Raw genomic sequence first — 25,456 nt, 5'->3', positions numbered from 1 at the left:
AACAGCAGGCGGTGCGGCATGCAAATGCTGACGCCCGCCTGCTGAGCAATCAAACGCTCTCGAAGACCCGTTGTCAGTTCACGCCGAGAATCGACTTCGGCTCCATGAACGCTTCCAGCCCGAACGTCCCATATTCCCGCCCGATACCCGATTGCTTGAAGCCGCCGAACGGTGCGGCCGGTTCGTGTGCCAACGTGTTGATCAGTACACGCCCTGCGTCGATGCGACCGGCGACTGCGCGAGCCTGCACCGCATCGGCTGAGAGTACGTAGGCTTGCAGCCCGTAGCTCGTGTCATTGGCGATCGCGATCGCTTCCTCAGTATCGCGATACGGAATGATCGACAGCACCGGTCCAAAAATTTCCTCGCGGGCAATCGTCATGTCGTTGCTGACGCCGCTAAATACGGTGGGCCGAACGAACCAGCCGCGCTCCAGTCCTTCCGGTCGGCCTGCGCCGCCTGCGATCAATCGCGCGCCTTCGCCGATACCGATGCCGATGTAGCGCTGCACGCGCTCCCACTGCTTATGACTGACCATCGGGCCGATCTGCGTAGCGGGATCACGCGGATCACCCGCTTGCGTGCGAGCGACTTCAGAAATCACGCGTTCCTCGAACTCCGCCAGGCGGCTTTGCGGCACAAGAATCCGCGTACCGGCGATACACGCCTGACCGCTGTTCATGAACCCTGCCTGGAGCGCCAAGGGCACCGCTTCCGCGAAATCGGCGTCGTCGAGTATGACTACCGGCGACTTGCCACCCAACTCTAACGTGACGCGTTTCAATGTCTCCGCGCCGGTGCGCAGAATCGTCTTGCCGACAGCCGTCGATCCGGTGAAGGAAATCTTCGCCACGTCCGGATGCGCGCTGATTTCCGCCCCCACCGTGTCGCCCCGGCCTGTGACGATATTGAACACGCCTGCAGGCAGGCCAGCCTCGTGCAACGCCTCGGTGACGATGAGTGTCTGGATCGCACTCATCTCGCTCGGTTTGATGACGGCCGTGCAGCCCGCTGCGATTGCCGCCGCCAGCTTCCCGCAGATGAAGCCACCATTGCTGTTCCACGGTGTAATCAGTCCGGCGACGCCGAGCGGCTGCATGACGACGTCGGCGGTGCCGGCGCGTCGCGTGAACTCGTAGCTCCGCAAAACCTTGACGACTTCCGCCAGCACATCCGCTGGGTATTTCGCCATCCAGCGCGCGCGTGACGTCGGCGCACCGTATTCCTCGACGATCGCTTCGAAGAGGTCGTCTTCTCTTGCTTGAACCGCGGCGTGCATACGATTGAGCAGCGCGATCCGCTCTTCCTTGCTGGTGCGGGAAAACGCCGGGAAGGCGCGTTTGGCGGCCGCGATCGCGTGGCGAGCGTCTTCCGCGTCGGCCAGACGCACCTTGCCGATCACCGTTTCCTTAGCCGGGTTGTGAAGATCGAACCACTCCTCGCCGTGCGGCGTGACGAACGCGCCGTCGATATAAACCTTGTCGATGTGCTGCATGAAAGCTCCTACCTGTGAAGTTGTTGCCTCAAAGATAGGCTCAATGGATTAAGTCGACTAGCCATATAATCAAGGATGATTCGTTGAGCAGGATGGGATAATGAAGACGCCCGGTTTGAGCGAACTGGAAGGCGTGCTTGCGGTGGCGCGCCATCGCAGCTTCCGCGCTGCGGCGACGGAGCTTGGCGTGTCGACGTCGGCGCTCAGCCATGCGATTGCAGCGTTGGAGGCGCGCATTGGCGTGCGGCTTTTCAATCGAACGACACGTAGCGTGTCGTTGTCCGAAGCGGGGGCGCAATTCGTCGACAGCGTGGCGCCAGCGTTGTCGACCATTCGTGTGGCCATCGAGCAGGCCGGCAGCTATCGCGACACACCTGCCGGCACGCTGCGGATCAACACATCGGCGGGCGCGGCGCGGCAAGCGATGCCTTTGCTGCTGGAATACCTGCGGCGGTATCCGGAGATGAAGCTGGATCTCGTCACCGAGGGGCGCGTGATCGACATTGTGGTTGAGGGCTTCGACGCAGGCATTCGTTTGGCTGAGACCGTGCCGCAGGACATGATCGCTGTGCCGTTCAACCAGCCGCAGCGTTTTGCAGTCGTTGGGAGTCCGGCCTATTTCGCCGAACATCCGAAACCGCGCACGCCGGACGATCTGCGTGCACACCGTTGTATCCGGATGCGCATGCCGAGCGGGCGTATTTATCACTGGGAGTTCGCGCGACGCGGCGAGGCAACCAGCGTGGATGTGCAGGGCATGCTGACGCTCGATGAGCCGTTGCTCATCATGGAGGCGGCCCGCGAGGGCTTCGGACTGGCGTATATGACTGAGTGGAACGTGGCGGCAGATCTGGAAGCGGGCACGCTGCAGCGTGTGCTGGAAGACTGGACGCCGGCGTTCGACGGGTTATGTCTTTACTATCCGGGGCGACGTCATGTGCCGGCGGGGCTGCGGGCGTTGATTGAGATGATTCGGGAGAACGGGTGAGTTCAGGTGCGGTCAGCACCCAGGCACATCGTGGCAACCGTGCGGCCTTGACGGACAAGACCGCGTTCAAGCTCTAAAGTCCCGATGCTCGTGAAGTAATCAGCGACTCGCGCAGTTAGTAAAAATCCGCCAACTCTCGCATTTTTCCGCCGTTCAAGCCAGTTGCGCTGCAGCGTGCCACCACGCGACGAATAACATTTAATGAACTGACACACGGCTTGCATGCGCCCTTTCCTCGAAGGGCATCTGCCAGCACTGTGTAGCTCGGCTGAAACTCTTTAGCTTTCAGTCCCCCACCCACTCTCCCGTCTTACTACTGTTCCGACGAAACAAACTCCCGCGCCAGCCCGCGCTTTCACAGCGTCCCCGCCACCGTGCAAGCTGATCGAGCCATACGATGTTAAAGCGCAGAACCTTCCTGCTAGGCGGCGCCGGCGCGCTCGGTGCGCTAATGGTCGGCTGGTCGGTGCTACCGCCGGGTCAGCGCTTGACCCCCTCCACGCCGCTGCCGGCTGAAGGCAATCAGGTGGCACTCAACGGCTGGGTCAAAATCGCCGCGGACAACAGCGTCACGATCATGATGTGCAAAGCGGAAATGGGGCAGGGCATCCACACGGGCCTTGCGATGCTGCTGGCCGAAGAACTCGACGCCGACTGGTCGCAAGTTCGTGTCGAAAACTCGCCGATCGACAAGATATACAACAGCGTGCAGAACATCGTCGACGATCTGCCGTTTCGTCCGGACGACGACAGCACGGTCAAACGTGCCACGGTCTGGATGACCCGCAAGCTGGTGCGCGAGGCCGGCACGATGATGACGGGCGGTTCATCGAGCATGAACGATCTATGGACGCCAATGCGTGAAGCCGGCGCCTCGGCGCGCGCGATGTTGATCGGCGCGGCAGCCGAGCAATGGAAGGTGCGACCCAGCGAATGCCGTACGGAAGGCGGCTACGTACTGCACGCTTCAGGTCACAAGGCGAGCTTCGGCGAACTGTCCACGATGGCCGCGCAGCAACCGCTGCCGCGCAAAGTCGCGCTGAAAGATCCTGCGGACTTCAAACTGATCGGCAAGCCGGTGCGACGCATCGAAGCCGCATCGAAAATCAACGGCACGGCGCGCTTCGGCATTGACGCGCTACCCGACGGTCTCATCTACGCGAGCGTGGTGATGTGCCCCACGCTGGGCGGCACAGTGGCGCATTTCGACGCTTCGCCTGCGACGAAGATGCCGGGTTTCATCAAGGCCTTCGCGTTGGTGCCGTACGCTGGTGGTAGCGGCGGTGTCGCGGTCATCGCGGACAATGCATTTCGCGCGATGAATGCGGTCAGCGCTATCAACGTGGTCTGGAATGACGGTCCCGCCACCACGTTGTCGAGCACGGACGTGGACACCCGCCTCGCGCAAGCATTGGACGACAGCGACGGCCACGCCTACTACCATCGCGGCGACGTCGACGCCGCATTGAGCAGCGCGGCGCGAACCGTCACCGCCGAGTACCGCGCGCCGTACCTCGCGCATGGCGCGGTCGAACCGGTAAATTGCACGGTGCAGGTCGCGGACGGCGCGGCCACCGTTTGGGTCTCGACGCAAATGCCGGGCCTCGCGCGGCAGCACGTCGCGAAAGTGCTGAACATCGACGCCGACAAGGTCGATGTGCAAACGCAACTGCTCGGCGGTGCTTTCGGGCGCCGTCTCGAACTTGATTTCATCGCGCAAGCCGCAGCGATTGCGCGTGAGGGCGGCGGCCATCCGGTGCAAACAATCTGGTCGCGCGCCCAGGATTTCACTCACGATTTCTATCGTCCGGCGTGCGTGTCGCGACTGAAAGCCGGTTTCGACAAAGACGGCAAGCTGGTCGCGTGGCATGCCACGTCCGCGAGTCAGGCGATCGTGCCGGAAGCCCTCGCGCGTTATTACGGCGCGCCGCGCATTCCCATCGACAAGACCACGTGCGAGGGCGCGTTCGATCAGCCCTACGAATGGCCCACCGCACGCGTGGCGCACAAGATCGTTGAATTGCCGGTGCCGGTTGGATTCTGGCGATCGGTTGGCCATTCGCATCAGGCGTTTTTCACCGAGGGTTTTACCGACGAACTCGCCGTCGCCACCGGTCAGGATCCGATTGCGTTTCGCGCGTCACTGCTTGCGCAGCATCCGCGCCATCTGGCGGTGTTGAGGCGCGTTGCAGCCTTATCGGATTGGGGACATCCACTGACGCATGCCGCCGACGGCACCAGGCGGGCACGCGGCGTTGCGCTGCACGAAGCGTTCGGCAGTGTCGTCGCGCAGGTGGCAGAGGTATCCGTCGGCGCGAATAAACAGATTCGCGTGCATCGCGTGGTCTGCGTGATCGACTGTGGACTGCCGGTGAATCCAAACCTGATTCGTCAACAGATGGAGAGCGGCATCGTCTTTGGCCTTTCGACAGCTTTGCAGGACGAAATCACCATCAACGGTGGGCAGGTGACGCAGAAGAACTTCGTCGATTTCCCCGTCGTGCGGATGAACGATTGTCCGGTGATCGAAACCGACATCATGCCGAGTCAGATGCACCCGCAGGGCGTCGGTGAACTGGGCGTGCCACCGGTCGCGCCGGCGGTGGCCAACGCGGTGTTCGCGCTGACTGGCCAGCGCTTACGCGCGTTGCCGTTGAGGCTCGCGTGAAACGCATGGATTGACGGAGAAAAGCATGGGATCGCTGAACATCAACGGCCGGGCGGTGGCGGTGGAAGCCGAACCGGACATGCCGCTTCTTTGGGTGCTGCGCTGCGACCTCGGCATGACCGGCACCAAGTTCGGCTGCGGCGTGGGCATTTGCGGCGCGTGCACGATCCATCTGGACGGTAAGGCGGGCCTTGCCTGCCAGACGCCTATGTCGAGCTTGCACTCGCAGAAGATCACGACCATTGAAGGCGTGCAGGGTGCCGAAGCGCAAGCGCTAAAAGCGGCGTGGATCGATCTCGACGTGGTGCAGTGCGGCTATTGCCAGAGCGCGCAGTTGATGGCCGCTTGCGCGCTGCTCAAGCAGAAGCCCAATCCCACCGATGCCGACATCGACGCGGCGATGTCCGGCATCGTGTGCCGTTGCGGCACGTATCCGAGGGTGCGGGCCGCGATTCACCAGGCGGCCGCGAAACGGCGGCCCGCTTAAGGCCGACCAGACCGCAGGCGCAGGGCGCTTGAGTTCCGCCAATCACGAGCCAGTCGCGAACTAATGAGGCTCAGTTCGCCAGCATCTCCACGACCGCGACGACCACCGTAAAAACGCCGATACAACCGCCCAATGTGGCTGCGCCTTGCATGAAATGCGACATACGTGACCCCGTAACGTGTGGTTGAGGCTCGTATTTAACCTGAATTGAAAGGTAAAAGAAAGCTTGTCAAAAATAACTCTGGGGCCCGCTGGCATGGTGCGACTGTGCTAGCCGAGGTTGTGGAACCGTTTATGGTGGAATTAAGGCGCCTTGGCCGCCGCTGTTGGCATGGCCCTGACAGGCAGGTCAGGAGCCGGTGTCGCCGCATGCCCTGCAGAGGTGGACGGTGTAGCGGCGGACGTGGCTGCATCAGGCCTCGCCCTCGACGCCATCTGCGCATCCGTCTCCCACCCTCCGCCAAGCGCGAGGAACAGGTTGACCTGATCGATCGCCACCTGACCTTCCGCGGCCGCCACTTGAGACTTCGTCGAAGTCAGCGTGCGCGTTGCATCCAGATCCGAAATGAACGACTCGCGTCCGGCGCGATACAGCCGATGCGTTTCATCCGCCGACTCGATGGCCGACTTTAACGCGGCACGCAGAGCGTCGGCGCGGGCATAGTCGGAGGCATAGGTCGCGAGGCTGGTTTCGGTTTCGCGCAACGCGGTCAGCACCACGCCGTCGAACTTCGCCAGCGCGACGTTGCTCGACGCTTCCGCCTCGCGGACACGGCCTCGTGCGCCATTGGTGGGGAAGGTCCAGCTGATCAGCGGACCGAAGCCCCAGCGCGCCGTCGGCGACGTGCCGAGGTCTTCCAGAACCCCGGTCAAACCCGCCGATGCACCGATGCTCACAGTCGGATACAACGCGCCCGTTGCCACGCCGATGCGTGCCGTCGAAGCCGCCAGTTGACGCTCGGCTTCGCGCACGTCCGGGCGGCGCTTGAGCAGCGCGGCGCCGTCGCCGACCGGAATCGGCTGACGGATTTGCGGCAGCTTGCTGCAAGCGAGTACCGCTGGCGGCAAGTCGGACGGTGCACGTGCCAGTAGCGCCGCGAGCCGGTATTGCGCGATCTGACGGCGCGCCGTGTAGCGCGGAATATCCGCCGCCAGGGTATCGACCTGAGTCTGGCCACGCGTCACGTCAGGCTGATTGCCTCGACCCGCGTCGCGCAACCGGCGCGACACGTCCACCCGCTGCTTCTGCAAGGCCAGTGACTGCTGCGCGATCCTGAGTTCCTCAGCGGCCGAGCATTGGTCGACATAAGATCGGACCACATCCGCGACCACGGTGATTCGCGCGAGATCGCCGGCCGCCTGCACGGATTCCGTATCCGCTGACGCCGCTTCGACACCGCGCCGCAGCTTGCCGAACAGATCGATTTCGTACGAGATGCTGATGCCGATGTCGCCTTCATTGACGACCGGCAGCTTCTCGGTAAGCAGATACTGCTCGGCCGATTCCTGCGCGCGCTCGATAACCGCCGACGTCTTGCCGGAGAAGCCGCCCTGCGCCTGCGCGACACCCAGTGCTTCGCGTGAACGCGCGAGGTTAGCCGCTGCGACGCGCAGGTCGGTATTCGATTGCAGCGCTTCGTCGACGAGGCTGTTCAGCACCGGATCGTCATAGAGCTTCCACCAGACCGCAGGCACGTTCTGACGCGTAGTCAGTTTGGCATCGGCGCCTTCGATCGGTGCATTGGCGAGCGGCGCATTGACCAGCGCCTGCTTCGGCAGCGAGTAATTGGGGCCGACGTTCATGCAGCCGTTGAGCGCGACGGCTAACGGTAGCAGCGGCAATAAGGGCAGGGCACGCGACAGCTTCATTGCGAGGCGCCCGAAATAACGGCAGCGGATGCCGCTTGCGTAGCAGAAGCAGCCGAGGCAGCCGGAACAGCAGACGTAGCTGAAGCCGTAGCCGCCGTCGAAGCCGTGGACGCATCCACAACACCCGAAGCGCCCGCAGCCGGATGCTTCTTGCCGCCCGGCGATAGATCACGCACCGATACTGTCGCGGTGCGTCCCGCGATCATGCGGAAGTCGGCAGGGACCTCGTCGAGCGCGACCCGCACCGGAATCCGTTGCGCGAGCCGCACCCAGCTGAACGCCGGGTTCACGTTCGGCAGCAGATTCGACCCTTGCGTGCGGTCGCGGTCTTCAATCCCCGCGACGATGCTTTGCACATGCCCGCGCAGCACGTTCGGCTCGCCCATCACCTGGATATCGACCGCCTGGCCGATGTCGATACCCCGCATCTTGGTTTCTTCGAAATAACCGTCGACACGGAATGAATGCATGTCCACCACCGCCACCACCGCGCGGCCCGCCGAGACGAATTCGCCGGTACGCGGCGCGCGGTCGTTCAGATAACCGTCGACCGGGCTCACGATCGTGGTGCGTTGCAAATTCAGTTTGGCGGTATCGATTGCGACGTTCGCATCGGCGAGCGCGGCTTCCGCCGTTTCGACACGCGAGCGACTTTCTTCGGCGACTTCCGCCGCGACGAGGTTGCCGAGCTGACGGTTACGCGCGTCTTCGCGGCGCGCCTGATCGAGGGTGGCGCGCCGCTGCAGCGCGGTGGCTTGCGCCTGGCGTAATGCAAGCGCATAGCGGGCCTGATCTATCACGAACAGCACCTGGCCTTGCTTGACCTGCTGGTTGTCCACCACCTCGACCGATGAAATCAGCCCCGAGATATCCGGCGCAACCTGGATCACGTCGGCGCGCACGTGCCCGTCGCGGGTCCATGGCGCGAACATGTAATAAGCGACCAGTTTCCACAGCACGAAGGCCGCAACCACGACGACGATCAGGGTCAGCAGAATTTGACCGACGGAGAACCAGGTTTTTTTCACGTTATTAGTCTGTGCGAAACGACGACGACAAGGCCCAGCACCAGCACATAGATGCCGAGATCGAAGATGGAACGGTGCCAGACGAAGCGGTAAAAGCCGACGCGTGCGAGCACCGTGCGAATGGCGAGGTTGATCAGATAGGCGATCAACATCAGCACGAGCACGGCCGGCACGAACACGCCGAAGATATCGATTTCACCGATCATCGCGGGAACGGGCAAAGGGGAGGATTGGGTTGCGGGATGGGCGCATCAGGCAGCGGCCTCCGGTTCAGGCGGTGTGGGTGTGACTAGCGTGGCCGGAAACAGTGAAAGGCGCAAGCCGACCAGCGCGTGCAGCGCCTCGCGCAATCGGCGTGCCGAAGCTTGCGAGGTCGCGCTGGGTGCGCCGGCATTGGCGAGTCCTTGTGCCGTGACGCGTGCCACGGCTGCGTCGATGGACGACATCAGGCTCTCGGGCACCGGTTGACGTACGCGCCGGTCGACGCAGGCTTCGAAGTATTGGCGCACGTCGTCGAGGACCTGGTCGATGGAAGCCGGCGCTTCGCCGCCGAGCTTGCGTGTCAGGCGGCGCAGATCGAGCGCGTTGAAGGCGATGCGTAAATCGCGGAAGCTTTCGATCGACGGGTGGCGATGGTCGTCGGTAGCGGCAAGGCGGGGGATCAGCTGCATCAGGCGGTCGAGCATGCGCGCGGCGAGATTGCGCGGGTCTTCGATTGTCCGTGTGGACGCGGTCAGCGCCACGTCGGACCAGCTCGAGCGCAGCAGGCGGGAGGCCGCGAGTTCAGCGCCGAACGGGCGCGTCACGCGGGTCCACAGATAGGCATAGAGCAAGCCTGCGAGGCCGGCGAGATTGCTGTTCAGGAAGATCAGGAAGTCGGCCGAGTAAGCGTCCTGAATGCTGATGAAGGTGGCGGTATTGACGGCCACTAGCACGGTCACCATGTTGAACTGCGGACGCGGGATCAGCGTGCCGACCAGGATGAACGGCGCGGCGAACAGGATGACCAGCATCGGGAAATCATGCACGTGTGGCAGCACCGCGAACAGATAGATGCCGGCGGCCACCACGCTGACCGCCGTGGCGAGAAAGAACTTGAACACCATGGGCGCGGGCTCGTCGAGCGCGGCGAAGAAGCAGCACGCGACCGCCGCCAGCGTCACCGCACTGGCGCCGTCCGCCCAGCCTGAGCTGATCCACAGACTGCACGCGATGATGACCGCGGCGCCCGCGGAAACCGTCGAAAACAGCATGATGCCGCGGTCGAAGAACCGCTCGGTACCGCCCAGCCGCCAATGGCGAAAGCGTGGCCGCCATGAGCCTTCTTCGCGCGTGATGATGATGCGCAGCGAGCGGCAGTCCTGCCAGACGTCGATCACCTGTTTCATGCGCCACAGCGCGTTCGAAAGCAGCGCGCTGTCCCATTTGGCCAGCGCGGTCGGCGGCGGCTGCATGGCTGCGATGCGCGCGCGCAGTGTGTCGGCGACAAGGTCGGGGTGATAGCCCTCGCTCGCTGGCGGAAGCGGCGCATTGAACCACTTGATGACGTCGTCGAGCAAGGCTTCGAGACCCTCCGGCCATGTCTGCCGGCCGCTGTTGTAGAGCGCGACGAGCGGATCGGCCAGCGCTGACATCATCGGCAGCAGCAACTGCATGCGCCCGCGCAACTCGTGAGCACGTGCCAGGATGTCCAGCCGGGTATGGTCGTAGGCAAGCTGGCTCAGCAGCAGTTCCAGTCCGTTGATCGTGGCTGCGATCCGCTGGCGGGCCCCCGAGATCGCCGCGCCCGCAATGCGCCCGGACAGCGTTTCGGTTGCATAGAACGCGGCGTCGCGAAACCACGCGTCGGTTCGCTCGATGATGGTGGGCGCGAGCCGGCTAGGAAACAGCGAACTGCCGACGATGCTCGCGCACACGATGCCGAGTGTGATCTCCTCGGTGCGGCTGATCGCGAGATCGAACACACCGTCTGGATTCGTCACCGAAGGCAAGGCGATGATCGGCATGGTGTAGGCCGCCAGCATGAAGACATAGCTGCGCGCGGTACGGTCAGCCACTGCCAGATACAGCAGCGTGCCGGTCCACAACGCGACGACCACGCTGAACAGATAGGGCGATTCGACAAACGGCGGCACCAGCAGCACCGCGGCCGACGCGCCGAGCGCGGTGCCGAGCGCACGATAAAGCGCCTTGGAGCGGGTCGCGCCGACAAACGGATTCGATACGATGTAGACGGTGGCCATCGCCCAGTACGGCCGCGGTAACTCGAGCGAGAGACCGATGTAGAGCGCGATCATTGCCGCGGCAAACGTCTTGACGGAGAACAGCCAGTCGCGGATGGAGGGATAGACCATAAACCGTTACTCGGAATCCCCGGCATTGTGTGGCGCCGCCTCGGCCGTGAAAGCGGCCAGCACCCGCAAGGTCGCTTCGAGATCGCTGCGTGAAATACCTTTCAAAGCTTGCGCGCGCAGCGTAACGAGCTCTTCTTCCATTCTAGCGGTAACGGCGCGGCCTTCGTCGGTAAGCACAACGGTCTTGGCGCGCCGGTCTTCAGGATCTTCGTCGCGGCGCATCAGGCCGGCCGCGCACAATTGATCGAGCAGCCGCACGAGCGAAGGCCCTTCAATACCGATGTGATCGGCCAGCGTGACCTGCCGCACCGCTTCGCCGAGCCGGCTGGCGGTGAGGAGTGGCGTGGCGCACGCTTCGGAGACGTTAAAGGCCGCGAGCACACCGTGGCTCGTGCGCCGCCATTTTCTGGCGGCGACGACCAGCGTGCTGCTGACGGTGCGGCGCAAGGTATCGAGATTCGACATGGCCGGTATTGTATTGCCTAAATATTCGTTAGCAAACTATTGAATTTGAATTTTTTGTGGCAATACACGGCGGAGTGAGGAGCGCCCGGCGAAGCCCGGGACGAGCTTCAGACTGTGCGCCCCGCCCCGTGGTTTCTTCTCAGGCCGCGAGGCCGAGCCGCACCGTACGCGCCAGGTCGTCGAGCTGGAAGGGTTTGCGCAAGATCGTGCAGCGCTTGACGACAAGGCCCGAAATATCCACGTCCGCATAACCGGTCGCGAGGATCACCGGAAGGTCCTCGCGCATCTTGCGCGCCGCGGCGATCACGTCAATGCCGTTCATGCCCGGCATCGCGAAGTCGACCATCAGCAAGTCGGGATTGTCGTCTTGCAGCCGGTTCAGCCCGGCCTGACCGTCCGCGGCTTCGGTCACGGTATAGCCGAGCATTCGCAAACACTCGACCAGCATCGCCCGCACTTCGCCGTCGTCTTCGACCACCAGCACGCGCTTCAGGCCGACCACGTTCTCTTCGGCGTTGGATACTGTTTCGGTCTGCAGTGCCACGCGCTCGCGCAATGGCAGCCAGATCTCCACCGTCGTGCCCACACCCTCTTCGCTGAGCAGGCGCGCGGTGCCGCCCGCTTGCCGCGCGATGCCGTAGACCTGACTCAAGCCGAGGCCCGTGCCCTTGCCGATCGGCTTGGTCGTGAAGAACGGATCGAATACCCGTGAGACTACGTCGGGAGGAATTCCTGAGCCGGTGTCGGCGACCTCGAGCACGACATAGCGGCCCTCGTCGAGTGTTTGATCGGGGGCCGTGCGCTCGTTCACGTGAATCGCGAGCTGGCCGCCACCAGGCATCGCGTCGCGCGCATTGATCGCCAGATTGAGGATGGCCAGTTCGAGCTGATTGGCGTCAGCCTGGGTCCACAATTCTTCATAATCGAATTCGGTGCTGTAACGGATGCCGGAGCCGAGCGACACCGTGATGATGTCACGCATGCCTTGCAGCAAGGTCACCACGTTCACCGCTTTCAGATCCAGATTGCTGTTGCGCGAGAAGGTCAGCAACTGGCCCGTCAGTTTCGCGCCTCGCTCGGTTGCGCGTTTGACGGTGGCGGCCATGGCGCGAATGCGATCGTCGCTGCCCACCCGCGCGATCAACTCCGAGTTGACCATGATGACGTTCAGCAGATTGTTGAAGTCGTGCGCGATGCCGCCGGTGAGCTGTCCGAGCGCTTCCATCTTTTGCGATTGCACCAGCACGGCCTGTACTTTGGCCCGCTCGTGAATCTCCATCATCAGCCGGTTGTTGGCGGACGCAAGTTCGTGCGTGCGCCCGGCGATGCGGCTCTCCAGCGAATCGTTGAGTTGCACCAGCGCCTCTTTTGCCTCCATCAACTCGGCCAGATGGCGGCGCGACTCGTACTGCCGCGAGCGGGCGCGCAGTGCCGAGCCCACCGCGCGCCGCAGCGTTTCCGAGTTCAGCGGGCGCTCGAGTACCACGACATTGCCGAGCCGTTCGAGCACTTCGAGGCTGCGTGCCGAACGGCGCCCAACGCGATTGGCGGCGAGCAGGATGAAGGGGAAGTCGGACCATGCCGGCTGCTGCTCGAGCCAGTCGAACAGCCGCGACGCGTGGCCGTTCGCGAGGGCTTCTTCGGCGATCAGCGCGCTGCCGGCGCCGGCGTCCAGCGCTTCGGCGAGCGCATTGGCGTCGCGGCAGGCAACCGATGTACGGGCGTCCTTCTGCAGGACTTCGGCAATCACATCGGCGTCGCGGCCAAACGGCGCCAGGATAAGGACGCGTTGCTCCATGGCGCTACTGCCGGGACGTGTCGATGACACGATCTTGCTCGCCGAGCAGGGCGGTGCTGCCGCGATAGGCAGGCAGGCCGGAGAGCACGCCTTCGAAGTCGCGCAATGCTTCGCCGACTTCCACGCCGTTGCGGTTGAGCCGGAACTGGCGGATCGAACGCTCATGTGCGTTAGCGCGACTCTTCACGGCGGTTACCGCCGTCAGCACTTCGCCATGGTGCTCGAAATAGCGGAACAGCACGACCACGTCGCTCAAATAGCTGATGTCGAGATCGTTCCGCACCTCGCCGATGATGCCGTGCTGACCGAGCACCAGCATTGTGATGATGCCTTGCTGATTCAGATAGCCGAGCAATTCATGCATCTGCAGCAGCAGATAGCGCTCGCCGGGCATGGCCTGGAGGTAGGCATTCAGACTGTCGATAGCGACGTATTTCACGCCGTTGTTTTCGACCGAGTTGCGCACGTCGCTCGCGAATTCGCCCGGCGAGATTTCTGCCGGGTCGATCTGGCGCAGCGTCAGCAAACCGCTTTCGACGTGTGGCGCCAGGTGCATGCCGAGCGTCGCGCAGCGAATCATCAGTGTCGTGAGGGTTTCGTCGAATACATAGTAGACGCAGGGCTCGCCACGTTCGAGCGCCGCAATCAGGCACGAGACCACGGTGGTGGTTTTGCCGACGCCCGATGGGCCGATCATCAGTGCATTGGTGCCGGGGATCAGGCCGCCGCCGAGCAGCGCGTCGAGGCCAGCCGTCCCGGTGCTGAGCACCTCGGTGTCGAAGGCCGTGTGATGCTCGGCCGCCACGAGGCGGGGATAGACGTGGATGCCGCCGGTGTCGAGCGTGAAGTCGTGATAGCCCTCGCGGAACTTGATGCCCCGCATCTTGGCGACGCGCATGCGACGCCGGTTGCCGCCGTAATCGTGTACGAGGTTGTCGAGGGCGATCACGCCGTGGGCGATGCTGTGCAACTGGATGTCGCCCGGGTCTGACGAATTGTCGTCGAGTAGCAGCACCGTGCATTCGCGGGTCGCGAAATAGCGCTTGAGCGCGAGAATCTGCCGGCGATAGCGTAACGGGTTCTGCGACAACAGACGCAACTCGGAGAGGCTGTCGAGCACGATGCGCACGGGCTTGAGTTCGTCGACCTGCTCGATGACATTGCGCACGGTCTCGCCAAGCTCGACTTCGGCCGGATGCAGCACGGTCTGCTCGTACCGCGGGTCGAGGCCTTCGTCGGACAGCAGTTCGAGAATCGTGAACCGGCTGATGTCCCAGCCGTGGCTCTGCGCGACCGAGATCAACTCGGCGCGCGTCTCGGACAGCGTAATGTACAGGCCCGCCTGGCCTTCTGCTGCGCCCTTGAGCAAGAATTGCAACGCAAGGGTCGTTTTACCTGTGCCGGGCGCGCCTTCGACAAGGTACATGCGGTGGGGAGTGAGGCCGCCTCCGAGAATGTTGTCGATACCCTCGATTCCGGAGGAGAGACGGCTCGGCGGAGCGGCAGCAGGTGTTTTGAGCATAGCGTAGCGATTGCATCGATAATGGCTTTGACTTGTTAGCCGGTCCGGATGCGCTGCAATTTGCATGCCTGCGAGTGTCGGGTCCACCATGCCAACGGGCCTTTGCAGGTTTCCGGGCCTGCGTGGCACTGTCGCAGAATCCCGGCGTATTCAACCGCCAGCGCGTTCCTTCACCAGTTCGATAAAGCGGGTCGCTGCGCTATTGCGCAGTCCGGCAGGGTAAGCAAGATGCAGCGGAGCGCTCAACTTCGAGGGATCCGTCAATGTGCAATACACGGTCCCCACCTGGTCGTAACGTTGCATCGACGCCGGCACGAGCGTCACGCCCAACCCGGCGGCCACCAGATTGATCCCCGACACCATGCGCGGCACTTCGCGCGCAATCCGCGGGACGAACCCGGCCTGTCTGCAGGCCGCCAGGATATCCGCATACATGCCGGGCGCTCCCGGCCGGCGCACCAGAATGAAATCTTCTTGCGCCAGCGCCTTCAACGAAACCTGCGGTCGCTTCTTGCCCGCGCCCTTCAGTAACGGATGTCCGACCGGCAGCACCACCACCATCGGTTCGTCGAGCAGTAATTCGAACGCCACGCCTTCGCGCACATCGACGGGCTTGCGGAGAAACGCGGCCTGAATCTGTCCCGCGGCCAAACGCTCGATAATCTCCGCAGCGTTAAGCTCGGCAAGTTCCACGGCGACCTCGGGACACACTGCGCGAAAGGCCCGGATTGCCTCCGTCGTGAAGGGATGGAACGCCGCAGAACTGGTCAGGCCGATCGAGATCGTGCCGAGCTCGCCGCGCGCGATCCGGTGTGCCTTGTCCACCGACAACTGCAGGTCCTGCAGCAAGCGTTGCGCGTCTTCTGCAAAGGCCTGCCCTGCGGGCGTCAAGGTGACGCCGCGCGGCATGCGTACAAACAGCTCGAAGCCGATCTCTTCTTCCAGCGTTCGAATCTGCTGCGAGAGCGGCGGCTGTTGCATCGCCAGTCGCTCGGCCGCGCGCGTGAATTGGCCTTCCTCGGCAACGGCGAGGAAGTAGCGCAAATGGCGAAGCTCCATCGTGTTCTGTCTCCTTGACTATTCTCAGCGTTCTAGTTAATGCCATATTCTATAAATATGGATAGTGCCTGAAACATGTATTTTACATTTACCACGCCCAATCCTACGATCTCGTCCATCGCATCGACCGAGGCCCGCGTTGCTCACGGCAAGCAGGCTCGAGCGCATGGCGACATAAAACAACATCGACAGGAGACGGCAGTGAAAAAACAATGTGCGGTGGCCGCATTGGCCCTGGTGGGGAGCGCGGGTGCGCATGCGCAGGCATCGGTCACGCTGTACGGTTTGATCGACACGAACATCGAATTCCTCAACCATGCGGGCGCAAGCGGCGGCTCCCTGGTCCGGGAAAACTCCGGTGGACTGAGCAATTCGCGCTTCGGCTTTCGTGGCACGGAAGACCTTGGTGGCGGCAACAAGGCGTTTTTCATCCTCGAAGCGGGCTTCAACGGCAACGACGGCACCAACGCAACCGCCGGCGTGCTATTCAATCGGACCGCGGCGGTCGGGGTGTCGAATGATGCATTCGGCGCGTTGTCGGCGGGTTTGCAGTACACGGCGATGTACGACACGTTGATCAAATACGATCCGATGGTGTTCGGTCAGCAGTACACATGGATGCCGACCACTGGTTCCGTGGACGGTTTTTCGTTCAAGGCGCGGGTGAACAACTCGGTAAAGTATGTGGGCCGCTTCGGCGGATTGACGGCCACGGCGGATTACAGTTTCGGCGGCACGGCCGACTCGTTTCAAAGCAGCGCGGCATACGGCGGCGCGCTTGATTACGATGCTGGCAGCTTTGCCGCGGCGGTGGCCTACGACTATCGCAACGGGGCCATCAATTCGACCGGCTTGTGGACCAAGTCGCGTAACTGGAGCGCCTCGGCGCGCGAGCAGATCGGCGACGTAACCATCATGGGTGGCTACGAGCACTACCTGTACAACCCGACCAAGGGCAAGACCGTGTCGTCGGCGTTGTGGTTCGGCGGGGTCCGCTATCTTGTCCTGCCGTATTTTCGCGTGACCGCCGCCGCGTATTACCAGAGCAACAAGGCGGATAACGTGTCGAACTCGTTGATGGGCGTGCTCGGTGCGGACTATATTCTCTCGAAGCGAACCGATGTGTATGCAACAGTTGCCTATGCTGCTTCCACGCGCTATGCCAACGGCCAGTACACGCCAGTCGGCTTGACGAGCGATACCGCGTTCGGTCCGAACCAGACAGGTGTGACGCTCGGCATCCGGCACCGGTTCTGAGTTTTTGAGTTGTTCAACGACGGATTTGACGATGCGCCGCGTTCAAGACAGTGCACGGCTATCAGGAGCAAGCTGCATGACATTCAAACTTTCACGGCGTCTGGCGATGGGGTGCGTGGCAGCGGGCGCCGCCATGGTGGCATTGCTCACGCAACCGGCATTCGCGGTGCATGCCTACGAATCTCACCTGAAACCCGTGGCGGCGATCTCGGATACGCGGTTCACGATCGACACGCCGCAAGGGCAAGCTGAATTTCCGCTGTATCTGTCGAAGGATTGGAACGTCGCGCAACCGCAGGTGACGCGTGCGGTGATCGTGATTCACGGCAAGCTGCGCAACGCCGACGTGTACTTCCGCACCGCGCAGAATGCGCGCGAGGCGGCTCACGCGGACGCCGACAGCACGCTCCTGATCGCGCCGCAATTCCTCGCCACGCTCGACACGCGCATGCATGACGAACCGGCCGATCTCCTGCGCTGGACGGGCGACGCGTGGATGGGCGGTGAGGCGGCGCGGGCGCCGTTGCCCATCAGTTCGTACACGGTGCTGGACGCGATTGTTACGCGCCTCGCGGATCGCAAGCTGTTTCCGAATCTGCAGCACGTCGTGTTCGCCGGGCATTCGGGTGGCGGGCAGGTCGTGCAGCGTTACGCTGTGGCGGCGCGTAACATCGACGTGCTGACGAATGAAGGCATCGACGTGCGCTACGTCGTGGCGAGCCCATCGACGTATGCGTATTTCGATGCGCAACGGCCGAACGCGCAAGGCGTGGCGGCGCCGTTCGACGCCGCGCAATGCGCCGACTTCAATCAATGGAAATACGGCATGGACAATCGGCCGCCGTATCTCGACGACCGCTCGCCGGTGCAACTCGAAGCGACGTATGCGTCGCGCCGCATCGACTACCTGGTCGGCGGCGCGGACGACGATCCGCAGCAAAGCGCACTCGATAAAAGCTGTGCCGCCGAAGCGCAAGGTCCGCAGCGTGTTGCGCGTGCAGAAGCGTATTACCGGTACATCCAGTCGCGTCATCCGGAAGGTCTGAAGCAGCGCTTTCATATCGTCCCGGGCGTGGGCCACAACGGCGCGCGCATGCTGACGTCAGTCTGCGCATTGTCGGCGATGTTCGACACCAAAGGATGCGAGCAATGAGCGAGGCGAGCTTGAATCAGCGTGACGGCGCGGCGCCCACCACGGAGGCATCGAACGGCTTGAGCCCGTCGATGGTGCGGCGCGCGATCTTCGCCTCGGTGCTCGGCAACGGACTCGAGTGGTTCGATTTTCTGATCTACGGCTACTTCGCCAAAATCATCGCGCAGGTGTTTTTTCCCGGCGGTGGTGGCTTCGTGTCGATCATGCTGACGCTCGCCACGTTCGCTGTCGGCTTTATCGTGCGACCGATCGGCGGCATTCTGCTCGGCATTTATGCGGACCGGGCAGGGCGGCGCAAAGCGCTTTCGCTGCTGATCATCTCGATGGCGGCGAGCACGCTGTTGATGGGCCTCACACCGGGCTATGCCAGCATTGGCATCGCCGCGCCTTTGCTGGTGGTGTTCGCGCGGCTGTTGCAAGGACTCTCGGTGGGCGGGCAGTTCGCGACCGCCTCGGCGATGCTGGTCGAGTACGCGCCGCCGCACAAGAAGATGTTCTACGGCAGCTTCAACATGTCGGCGCAGGCGTTCGCATTGCTGCTTTCGTCAGGCGTCGGCTATCTGCTGACCACGCAACTCACGCACGAGCAACTGGTGGCGTGGGGCTGGCGTTTGCCGTTTCTGTTTGGTGCGCTGGCGGGACCGTTCGGCTTTTATATCCGGCATCGCGTGGCCGAGTCGCCGGAGTTCGAGCGTTTGCTCGATCAGAAGGACAAGCCGCCGCGCGTGACGATGCGTCAGTTCTTCCGCGATAACGGCGACGCCGCGATCTGTGCGATGGGTGTGATCATCATCGGCGCGGCGACCAACTACGTATGGCACTCGTATCTGTCGGTGTATGTCGAGCGGCAATTGCATTTGCCGCTGTCCACCGCGCTGCTTGGCGCCTTCGTGTCGGGCGTGTTGAATCTGTTCCTGTTTCCGCTGTCCGGCAAGCTTGCCGATCGTTATGGCGCATACCGGCTGTTCTATCCGATCGTCATTGCGTGGATGGTGTGCGTATATCCGCTCTATCACTTTGTCGTGACGAATCCGACGCCGGGGCATTTGTTCATCGCGCAGATGGTCGCGACCGTGTTCCTCGCCGCCATGTCCGGTTCACATCCTGGCATGCTCGCGACGCTGTTTCCGGTGCGTAGCCGTTCGGCGGGCGTGGCGCTGTCTTACAACATTGCGGTGACGCTGTTCGGTGGTATGGCGCCGCTCACCATCACCGGTTTGACGCATCTGACCGGTAGTAGTTTGACGCCGGCCTTCTATCTGATTTTTGCCGGTTTCGTGTCGCTCGCAATGGTGTATTTCACGCGTTCGGGACGCGAGCCCGGCGGCGCTACGGCGCAGTTCGTCACGCATTAGACGCATCTCGCCAGACTCATTCGATTAACCAGAGCTTATTGCATGACCCAGCCTTTGATTACAGACGACGAACGCGCACCGAATGAACGCCCGGTCGCCGTCGTCGCCAGCCGCCATCTGAGTGTCGAAACGCATGCGGGCAGCGGCACCGTGCCGGTGTTCGCGAACGGTGACTGGCTTGCGCCGACGCGTGACGTCAAGCGTGCGGTGATCCTGATTCATGGACGCCTGCGCAATGCGGACTCGTACTTCGAGTTGGCGGAGCACGCGTGCGCGCTGGCGGGTGGCGATGCCGCCGATACGCTGCTAATCGTGCCGCAGTTTCTCGCCAGTGCCGACGTCAGCGCGCATGCGCTGCCGCCGTCCACGCTGCATTGGGAATGGACTAGCTGGATGGGCGGCGGGAACGCCGAAGGTCCGGCGCCGATCAGTTCGTTCGATGTACTCGATGCCATCTTGCAGACGCTGGCGTCGCGCGAGCAGTTTGCGTCGCTGACCGACGTGGTGATCGCCGGACATTCGGGCGGTGGCCAGGTGGTGCAGCGTTATGCCGTGGTGGCGCAGGGTGAGGCGCCGCTCGTCGCGCGCGGGATTGCGTTGCGCTATGTGGTCGCGAATCCTTCGTCGTATGTGTACTTCGATGTCATGCGGCCGACCGCGTCCGGCAAGTTCGAGGCTTTCGATGCGACAGCGTGCCCGTCGTTCAATCGCTGGAAATATGGACTTGAGGATTTGCCGGCCTATGCTTCGGGCAGAGGGGGCGCGGGTTCCGCTGACACGCTCGAATCGCGCTATGCGCGTCGCGATGTCACCGTGCTGCTCGGCGGCGCGGATTGCGATCCGCAGCATCCTGCACTCGATCGTTCATGCGCTGCGCAGACCCAGGGCGAGCATCGGTTGGCGCGCGGCTTGGCTTACACGCGCTACATGGCGTCGAGGCATCCGGAAGCGGCGGCGAAGCACCATACGTTTGTGATCGACGGTGTTGGGCACGATGCGAAGGGGATTTTTGCATCCGCGTCTGGGCTGGCCGCGTTGTTTGGGGTAGGTGATTAACGTGAGTCCTTGAAGCGCCCGTCGAGGCATGTGGCGCGCGGCTATGCAGGAGGATGGACTTCGCTCACCAGGTTGCGCCCAGCGCGCACGGGCACAAAGTGTGCTACTGCGCTAGTGTCATCCGTGAGCTATCTTTCGAAGGACTGCGCCGACATGAACAAGACCCGAATCCTCGCCGCCGCGATCGCCGCTGTATCGCTGAGCGCCCTGCTGCCGTACAGTGCGAATGCCGACGATGCGCCTAGCCCGTGCGCGTCGCTCAAACGGATCGTCTCGGCGGCGCCGGACGGTTTGGCCTCGCTGACGCCGGACGACGGCAAGGGCGTTGCGCAACCCTACGGTGATGACGCGCAGTGTTCGGCGAGCCGTGGCAGCTACCAATGCACATGGACGCCGCACCATGACGCCGGCTCGAGCGCGGACGCGCTGCAGGGCGTCGCGGCGGACATCGCCTCGTGTCTGCCGGAGGCGACGCATGACCAGAATTCACCGGGACGTCAGCATTTTTATCTTGGCACGCGTGCCAAACGGACCGATATCACGTTGACGCGAGCCGGTTCGAACAAGCTGAGGTTGGTCGTCTCGGGCAAGTGAGCGGGCACATGAGTTTCGGGCTGTCCGCGCGCCGCCGTTATTGCGACGCCGGCCACCATGTCCAGCCGCGGCGCGAGCGTCGCAACTCGACCATCGAGAGCGGCGCGATCTCGATGCGCGGAAACACGGCCGGCGACGCGCCGAGCGCATGAACGATGGCGGCCCGGATCACTGACGCGTGCGTGACAGCGACCACATTTTGCGTGTTGCTCGGTATGACGCTCGTTTTTTCGCTTAACTTACGGTTCTTTGCCTCGTTCGTTCCATCGTTTGATGCGCTGTCAGTTGCGCGGATCACGCCCTCGCTCAACGCATCGTTTAGCGCATCGAGCCACTGTCCCACCCGCTTCACGAGTTGACTGAATGACTCGCCGCCATGCGCGGCAGCGTCGGGATCGTGCGTCCATGCGGCGAGGTCTTGCGGCGCTTCGACCGCGAGATCGGCAAGGCGGCGGCCATGCCACAGGCCGTAGTCCATGTCTGCCAGTCCCTCGTCGACTGATGCGCCCTTACCCAAGGCCGATGCCGTATCGCGCGCGCAAACGGCCGGGCTGACGAAAACCGCCGCGTCGTCCGGAATCGACAGGCGCGCATGCGCGGCGCCTGCTTCGGCGAGGCCACGTGCATCGAGCGGGTCGTCGGCGGGGAAGCAGCCCGCGCGCATCGCTGCGGTCGATGCGTGGCTGATCAGTAAGAGCCGTGTGTCCATTCAGTTCATATTCATAAAGACCAGACTAAAGCGGGACGCCGCGTGCATTCTTTGCGTTGCCGGGAGGCAAAGTTTAGCGCGTAGAATAGCGGCACTGCGAAGCACGGAAGCCGGTGAGAGCCCGGCGCGGTCGCGCCACTGTAATCGGTATTCACGAGCCGAAAGCCAGACCTGAGCTTCGCACCATCCTTTTCGATCGACTATCGGGGCGCGTTACCCCCAGGAGATGTCCATTATGACCAACGCTGTTTTTGATCCCGCGGCTCAGCCTGTCGCTCAACCCACACCAATTCCACTGCGTGAACTGCTGCCCTGGATCGTGTTCGGCGGCTTGCTGCTGTTGCTCGCGATTTATTTCGTTGGTGCGGAAGAAGGCGCCACCTCGTTGGTGCCTGGCATGTACGTGCATGAATTCGTGCACGACGGCCGCCATCTGCTCGGCTTTCCCTGCCACTAACGGAGTCGAACATGGTTGGTAAATTGTTGGTACGGGGGATGCTTGCGGGCATCGCCGCGGGATTGCTCACGTTCGGCTTCGCCAGGCTAGTGGGCGAACCGCAAGTCGATCAGGCGATTTCTTTCGAGGAAAAGGCCGACGCCGCCAAAGGCGAAGCACCCGAACCCGAACTGGTGAGCCGCGATACGCAAGCGGGACTCGGACTGCTGACGGGCGTGGTGACGTATGGCGCGGCATTCGGTGGGCTGTTCGCGCTGGTGTTCGCGTATGCATATGGCCGCGTCGGCGCCTTGAGTGCGCGCGCGTTGTCCGCATGGCTGGCGCTTGGCGCGTTTATCGCGCTGGTGATCGTCCCGAACATCAAATATCCGGCGAATCCACCCTCGGTGGGTGACCCCGAGACGATCGGAATGCGCACGGGCTTGTTCTTCCTGATGATCGCAATCTCGCTGGCCGCGCTGGTGTTCTCGCTGAAGGTGCGCCGCCGCGCGGCGCTGAAACTGGGCGCGTGGAATGGCTCGATCGTGGCCGTGGTGGTGTTTGTCGTGATCATTGCTGCCGTGCAACTGTCGATGCCGGCGATCAACGAAGTGCCGGCAGCTTTCCCAGCGGTGCTGCTGTGGAAGTTTCGTGTCGCGGCAATCGGGATGCAGGTGATTATGTGGACGACCATTGGGCTGCTGTTCGGCGCCATGGTTGAGCGGAGCAAACTGCTGACTCCCGCGACGCGTAGCGCGACGAAGTCCGCTTACCTTTGACGGCATGAAGCGGGCGCAACCGCCGCGACGGTTGCGCCGACGTGCAACGCGCAAGAATATAGATACATCAAGCACTTGGCGCGTTTGCAGGAATGTTATCCACAGGCTTGCGAACATTTTCTGTGGACAAGTTCCCCGACCGTATAACGATATGCGAATCGCTTGGTTGCCCGAAGCCTGGGCAAATCCGACACTCACTCCAATCTCAAGCAAATCGAGCCTGGAGCCATGTCGAACACATCAAGCCTGCGCCCATCATGGGCCACTCACTTCGCGGCACTTCTGCTGCTCGCCGCGTCGGCAATAACGACGACAACGGCCGTAGCGGCACCGCCTTCGGGCGATCCGATCCTGATCGGCGTAAGCGGCCCGCTGACCGGCCAGAACGCGCAGTACGGCGCTCAATGGAAGGCCGGCTTCGATCTTGCATTGGATGAGATCAACAGTCATAACGGCATCAATGGCCGTCCGCTGAACTACGTCTTCGAGGACAGCCAGAGCGACCCACGCCAATCCATCACGATCGCGCAGAAGTTCGTCAATGATCCGCGCATCCTGATCGAACTCGGTGACTTCTCCAGCCCGGCTTCGATGGCAGCCTCGCCGATTTACCAGCATGCCGGCCTTGTGCAGCTCGGCTTCACCAACTCGCATCCTGATTTCACCAAAGGTGGCGACTACATCTGGAGCCCGTCGGTCAGTCAGGCCGACGCGCAGCCGCTGCTCGCCGACCTCGCCGTGAAAACGCTTGGCCTCAAGCGCATCGCCGTGCTCTATCTGAACACCGATTGGGGGCGCACCAGCAAAGACGTCTTCGTCAAAGCCGCCAATGAACGGGGCGCGCAAGTTGTTGCGGCCGAGGGTTATCAGTCGGCCGAGAAAGATTTCCGCGCGACGCTGGTGCGGGTGAGCGCTGCGAACCCGGATGGCATCGTGTTGATTTCGTACTATTCCGACGGCGCGCAGATCGCACGCCAGGCGCGCACGAGCGGCATCAACCTGCCGATCGCCGCGGCCAGTTCCGTGTATTCGCCGAAATTCCTCGAACTCGGCGGGGCGGCCGTCAACGGCGTGGCGACGAATACCAGCTTCTTCCCCGGTGAATCCGGGCCTGAAGTGCAGAGCTTCGTCAAACGCTTCGAAGCGAAATACCACCGCGAGCCGGACGCGTTCAACGCCTATGCGTACGACGCCGTCATCATCGCCGCCTACGCGCTGCGCGCCGGTGGTCCCGATCGTAAAGCTGTGCGCGACGCGTTGCCGAAGCTGCATGACATTCCGAGCGTTGTGTTCGGCAAGGCTAATTTTGATCCGACGACGCGCCGTGTGATTGGCGTGAAAAACATCAACGTGGTGGTGAAGAACGACAAGTGGGCGTTGCTTGAGAGTAAGGCGACCGTTGCGCAGAAGTAGGCATCCCGCTGACCGTCTTGCTCTCCGATCATTCACGACATTCACGACATTCACGACTTTTGCGCTATGAGCCTTTCACTTGATCACATCGTGATTCGCGTCCACGACCTGACGCAGACCATCGAAGATTTCACCGCGCTCGGTTTCACCGTGCAACAAGGCGGCACCCATGCCGATGGCGTGACGCACAACGCGCTTATCGGTTTCGCCGACGGCAGTTACATCGAGCTGATCGCCTTTTTGCAGGCGGCGCCGCAGCGTCGTTGGTGGGATGCGGGACAGCGTCACGGCGATGGCTTTGTCGACTACGCATTGTTGCCGTCGAGCGTGGGCGCCGTGATCGATGCTGCGCATGGGCGTGGGTTGCAATACGACGGTCCGCAGCCAGGTGGGCGTGTGCGTCCGGACGGCGCGCGGCTCGAGTGGCAGACGGGCCGGCCCCAGACCAGTGACTTGCCGTTCCTGTGCGGGGATATCACGCCGCGTAGTCTGCGTGTGGCTGAAGGCGCGGTGCGTGAGCATGCGAACGGCGTGCGAGGGGTGGCGAGTTTGACGGTCGCTGTGGATGACGTGAATGTGAGTTTGCAGCGGTATCGGGCGTTGCTTGGTATCGGTAAGCAGGAGACGCGGACGGTGGCTTTGCCGGGGCTGGGGGCGGTGTCGGCGACGGTGTCGATTGGCGATGCGTCCGTTGTGTTGCTAAGCCCCGCGCATGTCAATACCGCGAGCGTCACCGCCGAAGGCGCAGCGTTGCGCCGGCAACTCGACACGCGTGGGGAAGGGGTGTTGGGTGTCGCTTTGCGCGCTGATGGTAAAGCGGAGCCGCGGGTGCTTGACCGTGAGCGCACGCATGGCGCGTGGTTCGAGATCGCCGCGGGGTGATGGGAATCGCCTTTCGGCATGCAGCGTGCAGCGCTTAGGAAGCTAAGTGGATCAAGCAGTTGGCGCTGTTGTGGGGCTGTTATCCACAG

At 62.8% G+C, this 25,456-nt stretch carries 22 protein-coding genes; 12 read left to right on the top strand and 10 right to left on the bottom strand.

Going from position 1 to position 25,456, the window contains the following annotated elements:
- Positions 1 to 73 precede the first annotated feature (73 nt).
- On the bottom strand, positions 74 to 1,495 hold the full coding sequence (locus PQQ52_RS06030) for an aldehyde dehydrogenase family protein (RefSeq protein ID WP_408207870.1): 1,422 nt from the start codon (positions 1,493 to 1,495) through the stop codon (positions 74 to 76).
- Between the two features lie 100 nt (positions 1,496 to 1,595).
- Here PQQ52_RS06030 and PQQ52_RS06025 point away from each other — a divergent pair, with 100 nt between their 5' ends.
- From PQQ52_RS06025 to PQQ52_RS06015, 3 genes are all read left to right on the top strand, one after another.
- Positions 1,596 to 2,483: a LysR family transcriptional regulator gene (locus PQQ52_RS06025; RefSeq protein WP_408207867.1), complete on the top strand. Its 888-nt coding sequence runs from the start codon at positions 1,596 to 1,598 to the stop codon at positions 2,481 to 2,483.
- 397 nt (positions 2,484 to 2,880) lie between these two features.
- A complete protein-coding gene (locus PQQ52_RS06020) occupies positions 2,881 to 5,151 on the top strand; it encodes a xanthine dehydrogenase family protein molybdopterin-binding subunit (RefSeq protein ID WP_408207864.1) in 2,271 nt (756 codons plus the stop codon).
- Between the two features lie 25 nt (positions 5,152 to 5,176).
- Complete coding sequence (locus PQQ52_RS06015; RefSeq protein ID WP_408207861.1) at positions 5,177 to 5,638, top strand: (2Fe-2S)-binding protein; 462 nt, start codon at positions 5,177 to 5,179, stop codon at positions 5,636 to 5,638.
- 303 nt (positions 5,639 to 5,941) lie between these two features.
- On the opposite strand, the gene PQQ52_RS06010 is transcribed toward PQQ52_RS06015, so the two are convergent.
- The 8 genes from PQQ52_RS06010 to PQQ52_RS05975 all read right to left on the bottom strand — a co-directional run bounded on the left by PQQ52_RS06010 (position 5,942) and on the right by PQQ52_RS05975 (position 15,733).
- Positions 5,942 to 7,507: an efflux transporter outer membrane subunit gene (locus tag PQQ52_RS06010; protein WP_408207859.1), complete on the bottom strand. Its 1,566-nt coding sequence runs from the start codon at positions 7,505 to 7,507 to the stop codon at positions 5,942 to 5,944.
- Positions 7,504 to 8,535 (bottom strand): efflux RND transporter periplasmic adaptor subunit, encoded by a 1,032-nt coding sequence (locus PQQ52_RS06005; protein WP_408207857.1) that lies wholly within the window; start codon positions 8,533 to 8,535, stop codon positions 7,504 to 7,506. The genes PQQ52_RS06010 and PQQ52_RS06005 overlap by 4 nt, the downstream gene beginning before the upstream one ends.
- Complete coding sequence (locus PQQ52_RS06000; protein WP_007176114.1) at positions 8,532 to 8,741, bottom strand: DUF1656 domain-containing protein; 210 nt, start codon at positions 8,739 to 8,741, stop codon at positions 8,532 to 8,534. The genes PQQ52_RS06005 and PQQ52_RS06000 overlap by 4 nt, the downstream gene beginning before the upstream one ends.
- 45 nt (positions 8,742 to 8,786) lie before the next feature.
- The gene (locus tag PQQ52_RS05995) at positions 8,787 to 10,889 is read right to left on the bottom strand and encodes an FUSC family protein (RefSeq protein WP_408207854.1); all 2,103 of its coding nucleotides are present in this window, start codon (positions 10,887 to 10,889) and stop codon (positions 8,787 to 8,789) included.
- A gap of 6 nt (positions 10,890 to 10,895) precedes the next feature.
- Positions 10,896 to 11,354: a MarR family winged helix-turn-helix transcriptional regulator gene (locus PQQ52_RS05990; protein WP_408207852.1), complete on the bottom strand. Its 459-nt coding sequence runs from the start codon at positions 11,352 to 11,354 to the stop codon at positions 10,896 to 10,898.
- Positions 11,355 to 11,493: 139 nt separating this feature from the next.
- Positions 11,494 to 13,152 carry an ATP-binding protein gene (locus tag PQQ52_RS05985; RefSeq protein WP_408208608.1) on the bottom strand — a complete coding sequence of 553 codons (1,659 nt, stop codon included), beginning with the start codon at positions 13,150 to 13,152 and terminating at the stop codon, positions 11,494 to 11,496.
- Between the two features lie 4 nt (positions 13,153 to 13,156).
- A complete protein-coding gene (locus tag PQQ52_RS05980) occupies positions 13,157 to 14,674 on the bottom strand; it encodes an ATPase domain-containing protein (protein WP_408207849.1) in 1,518 nt (505 codons plus the stop codon).
- A gap of 150 nt (positions 14,675 to 14,824) precedes the next feature.
- A complete protein-coding gene (locus PQQ52_RS05975; RefSeq protein ID WP_408207846.1) occupies positions 14,825 to 15,733 on the bottom strand; it encodes a LysR family transcriptional regulator in 909 nt (302 codons plus the stop codon).
- 201 nt (positions 15,734 to 15,934) lie between these two features.
- Here PQQ52_RS05975 and PQQ52_RS05970 point away from each other — a divergent pair, with 201 nt between their 5' ends.
- From PQQ52_RS05970 to PQQ52_RS05950, 5 genes are all read left to right on the top strand, one after another.
- Positions 15,935 to 16,990, top strand: a complete 1,056-nt coding sequence (locus PQQ52_RS05970) for a porin (RefSeq protein ID WP_408207844.1) — start codon at positions 15,935 to 15,937, stop codon at positions 16,988 to 16,990.
- 76 nt (positions 16,991 to 17,066) lie between these two features.
- A complete protein-coding gene (locus tag PQQ52_RS05965; protein WP_408207841.1) occupies positions 17,067 to 18,143 on the top strand; it encodes an alpha/beta hydrolase in 1,077 nt (358 codons plus the stop codon).
- Positions 18,140 to 19,498 (top strand): MFS transporter, encoded by a 1,359-nt coding sequence (locus tag PQQ52_RS05960; protein WP_408207838.1) that lies wholly within the window; start codon positions 18,140 to 18,142, stop codon positions 19,496 to 19,498. Before PQQ52_RS05965 ends, PQQ52_RS05960 begins: the two co-directional genes overlap by 4 nt.
- A 42-nt stretch (positions 19,499 to 19,540) precedes the next feature.
- A complete protein-coding gene (locus PQQ52_RS05955; RefSeq protein WP_408207836.1) occupies positions 19,541 to 20,554 on the top strand; it encodes an alpha/beta fold hydrolase in 1,014 nt (337 codons plus the stop codon).
- 153 nt (positions 20,555 to 20,707) lie between these two features.
- Positions 20,708 to 21,148 carry a hypothetical protein gene (locus tag PQQ52_RS05950; protein ID WP_408207834.1) on the top strand — a complete coding sequence of 147 codons (441 nt, stop codon included), beginning with the start codon at positions 20,708 to 20,710 and terminating at the stop codon, positions 21,146 to 21,148.
- 37 nt (positions 21,149 to 21,185) lie between these two features.
- On the opposite strand, the gene PQQ52_RS05945 is transcribed toward PQQ52_RS05950, so the two are convergent.
- Entirely contained in the window at positions 21,186 to 21,857 is a 672-nt protein-coding gene (locus PQQ52_RS05945; RefSeq protein ID WP_408207832.1) for a histidine phosphatase family protein, read from the bottom strand.
- Positions 21,858 to 22,092: 235 nt separating this feature from the next.
- Here PQQ52_RS05945 and PQQ52_RS05940 point away from each other — a divergent pair, with 235 nt between their 5' ends.
- The 4 genes from PQQ52_RS05940 (at position 22,093) to PQQ52_RS05925 (ending at position 25,367) form a co-directional block, all read left to right on the top strand.
- Positions 22,093 to 22,314, top strand: coding sequence for a CbtB domain-containing protein (locus tag PQQ52_RS05940; protein WP_408207829.1), 222 nt, complete (start codon positions 22,093 to 22,095; stop codon positions 22,312 to 22,314).
- A gap of 11 nt (positions 22,315 to 22,325) precedes the next feature.
- Positions 22,326 to 23,072, top strand: coding sequence for a CbtA family protein (locus PQQ52_RS05935; RefSeq protein WP_408207826.1), 747 nt, complete (start codon positions 22,326 to 22,328; stop codon positions 23,070 to 23,072).
- Positions 23,073 to 23,300: 228 nt separating this feature from the next.
- Positions 23,301 to 24,485: an ABC transporter substrate-binding protein gene (locus PQQ52_RS05930; RefSeq protein ID WP_408207823.1), complete on the top strand. Its 1,185-nt coding sequence runs from the start codon at positions 23,301 to 23,303 to the stop codon at positions 24,483 to 24,485.
- Positions 24,486 to 24,551: 66 nt separating this feature from the next.
- The gene (locus tag PQQ52_RS05925) at positions 24,552 to 25,367 is read left to right on the top strand and encodes a VOC family protein (protein ID WP_408207820.1); all 816 of its coding nucleotides are present in this window, start codon (positions 24,552 to 24,554) and stop codon (positions 25,365 to 25,367) included.
- The last annotated feature ends 89 nt before the right edge of the window (positions 25,368 to 25,456 follow it).

The sequence above is a fragment of the Paraburkholderia sediminicola genome (genome assembly GCF_046030555.1).
GTDB classification, from domain to species: domain Bacteria; phylum Pseudomonadota; class Gammaproteobacteria; order Burkholderiales; family Burkholderiaceae; genus Paraburkholderia; species Paraburkholderia sediminicola_E.
The sequence above is the reverse complement of the archived record's forward strand: the minus strand, read 5'-3'. Positions and strand labels throughout refer to the sequence as shown.

Bases quoted from the DNA above. Each gene is read 5' to 3' on its own strand.
- PQQ52_RS06030 (WP_408207870.1), bottom strand. From the start codon at position 1,495: ATGCAGCACATCGACAAGGTTTATATCGACGGCGCGTTCGTCACGCCG.
- PQQ52_RS06025 (WP_408207867.1), top strand. From the start codon at position 1,596: ATGAAGACGCCCGGTTTGAGCGAACTGGAAGGCGTGCTTGCGGTGGCG.
- PQQ52_RS06020 (WP_408207864.1), top strand. From the start codon at position 2,881: ATGTTAAAGCGCAGAACCTTCCTGCTAGGCGGCGCCGGCGCGCTCGGT.
- PQQ52_RS06015 (WP_408207861.1), top strand. From the start codon at position 5,177: ATGGGATCGCTGAACATCAACGGCCGGGCGGTGGCGGTGGAAGCCGAA.
- PQQ52_RS06010 (WP_408207859.1), bottom strand. From the start codon at position 7,507: ATGAAGCTGTCGCGTGCCCTGCCCTTATTGCCGCTGCTACCGTTAGCC.
- PQQ52_RS06000 (WP_007176114.1), bottom strand. From the start codon at position 8,741: ATGATCGGTGAAATCGATATCTTCGGCGTGTTCGTGCCGGCCGTGCTC.
- PQQ52_RS05995 (WP_408207854.1), bottom strand. From the start codon at position 10,889: ATGGTCTATCCCTCCATCCGCGACTGGCTGTTCTCCGTCAAGACGTTT.
- PQQ52_RS05990 (WP_408207852.1), bottom strand. From the start codon at position 11,354: ATGTCGAATCTCGATACCTTGCGCCGCACCGTCAGCAGCACGCTGGTC.
- PQQ52_RS05985 (WP_408208608.1), bottom strand. From the start codon at position 13,152: ATGGAGCAACGCGTCCTTATCCTGGCGCCGTTTGGCCGCGACGCCGAT.
- PQQ52_RS05980 (WP_408207849.1), bottom strand. From the start codon at position 14,674: ATGCTCAAAACACCTGCTGCCGCTCCGCCGAGCCGTCTCTCCTCCGGA.
- PQQ52_RS05975 (WP_408207846.1), bottom strand. From the start codon at position 15,733: ATGGAGCTTCGCCATTTGCGCTACTTCCTCGCCGTTGCCGAGGAAGGC.
- PQQ52_RS05965 (WP_408207841.1), top strand. From the start codon at position 17,067: ATGACATTCAAACTTTCACGGCGTCTGGCGATGGGGTGCGTGGCAGCG.
- PQQ52_RS05960 (WP_408207838.1), top strand. From the start codon at position 18,140: ATGAGCGAGGCGAGCTTGAATCAGCGTGACGGCGCGGCGCCCACCACG.
- PQQ52_RS05955 (WP_408207836.1), top strand. From the start codon at position 19,541: ATGACCCAGCCTTTGATTACAGACGACGAACGCGCACCGAATGAACGC.
- PQQ52_RS05950 (WP_408207834.1), top strand. From the start codon at position 20,708: ATGAACAAGACCCGAATCCTCGCCGCCGCGATCGCCGCTGTATCGCTG.
- PQQ52_RS05945 (WP_408207832.1), bottom strand. From the start codon at position 21,857: ATGGACACACGGCTCTTACTGATCAGCCACGCATCGACCGCAGCGATG.
- PQQ52_RS05940 (WP_408207829.1), top strand. From the start codon at position 22,093: ATGACCAACGCTGTTTTTGATCCCGCGGCTCAGCCTGTCGCTCAACCC.
- PQQ52_RS05935 (WP_408207826.1), top strand. From the start codon at position 22,326: ATGGTTGGTAAATTGTTGGTACGGGGGATGCTTGCGGGCATCGCCGCG.
- PQQ52_RS05930 (WP_408207823.1), top strand. From the start codon at position 23,301: ATGTCGAACACATCAAGCCTGCGCCCATCATGGGCCACTCACTTCGCG.
- PQQ52_RS05925 (WP_408207820.1), top strand. From the start codon at position 24,552: ATGAGCCTTTCACTTGATCACATCGTGATTCGCGTCCACGACCTGACG.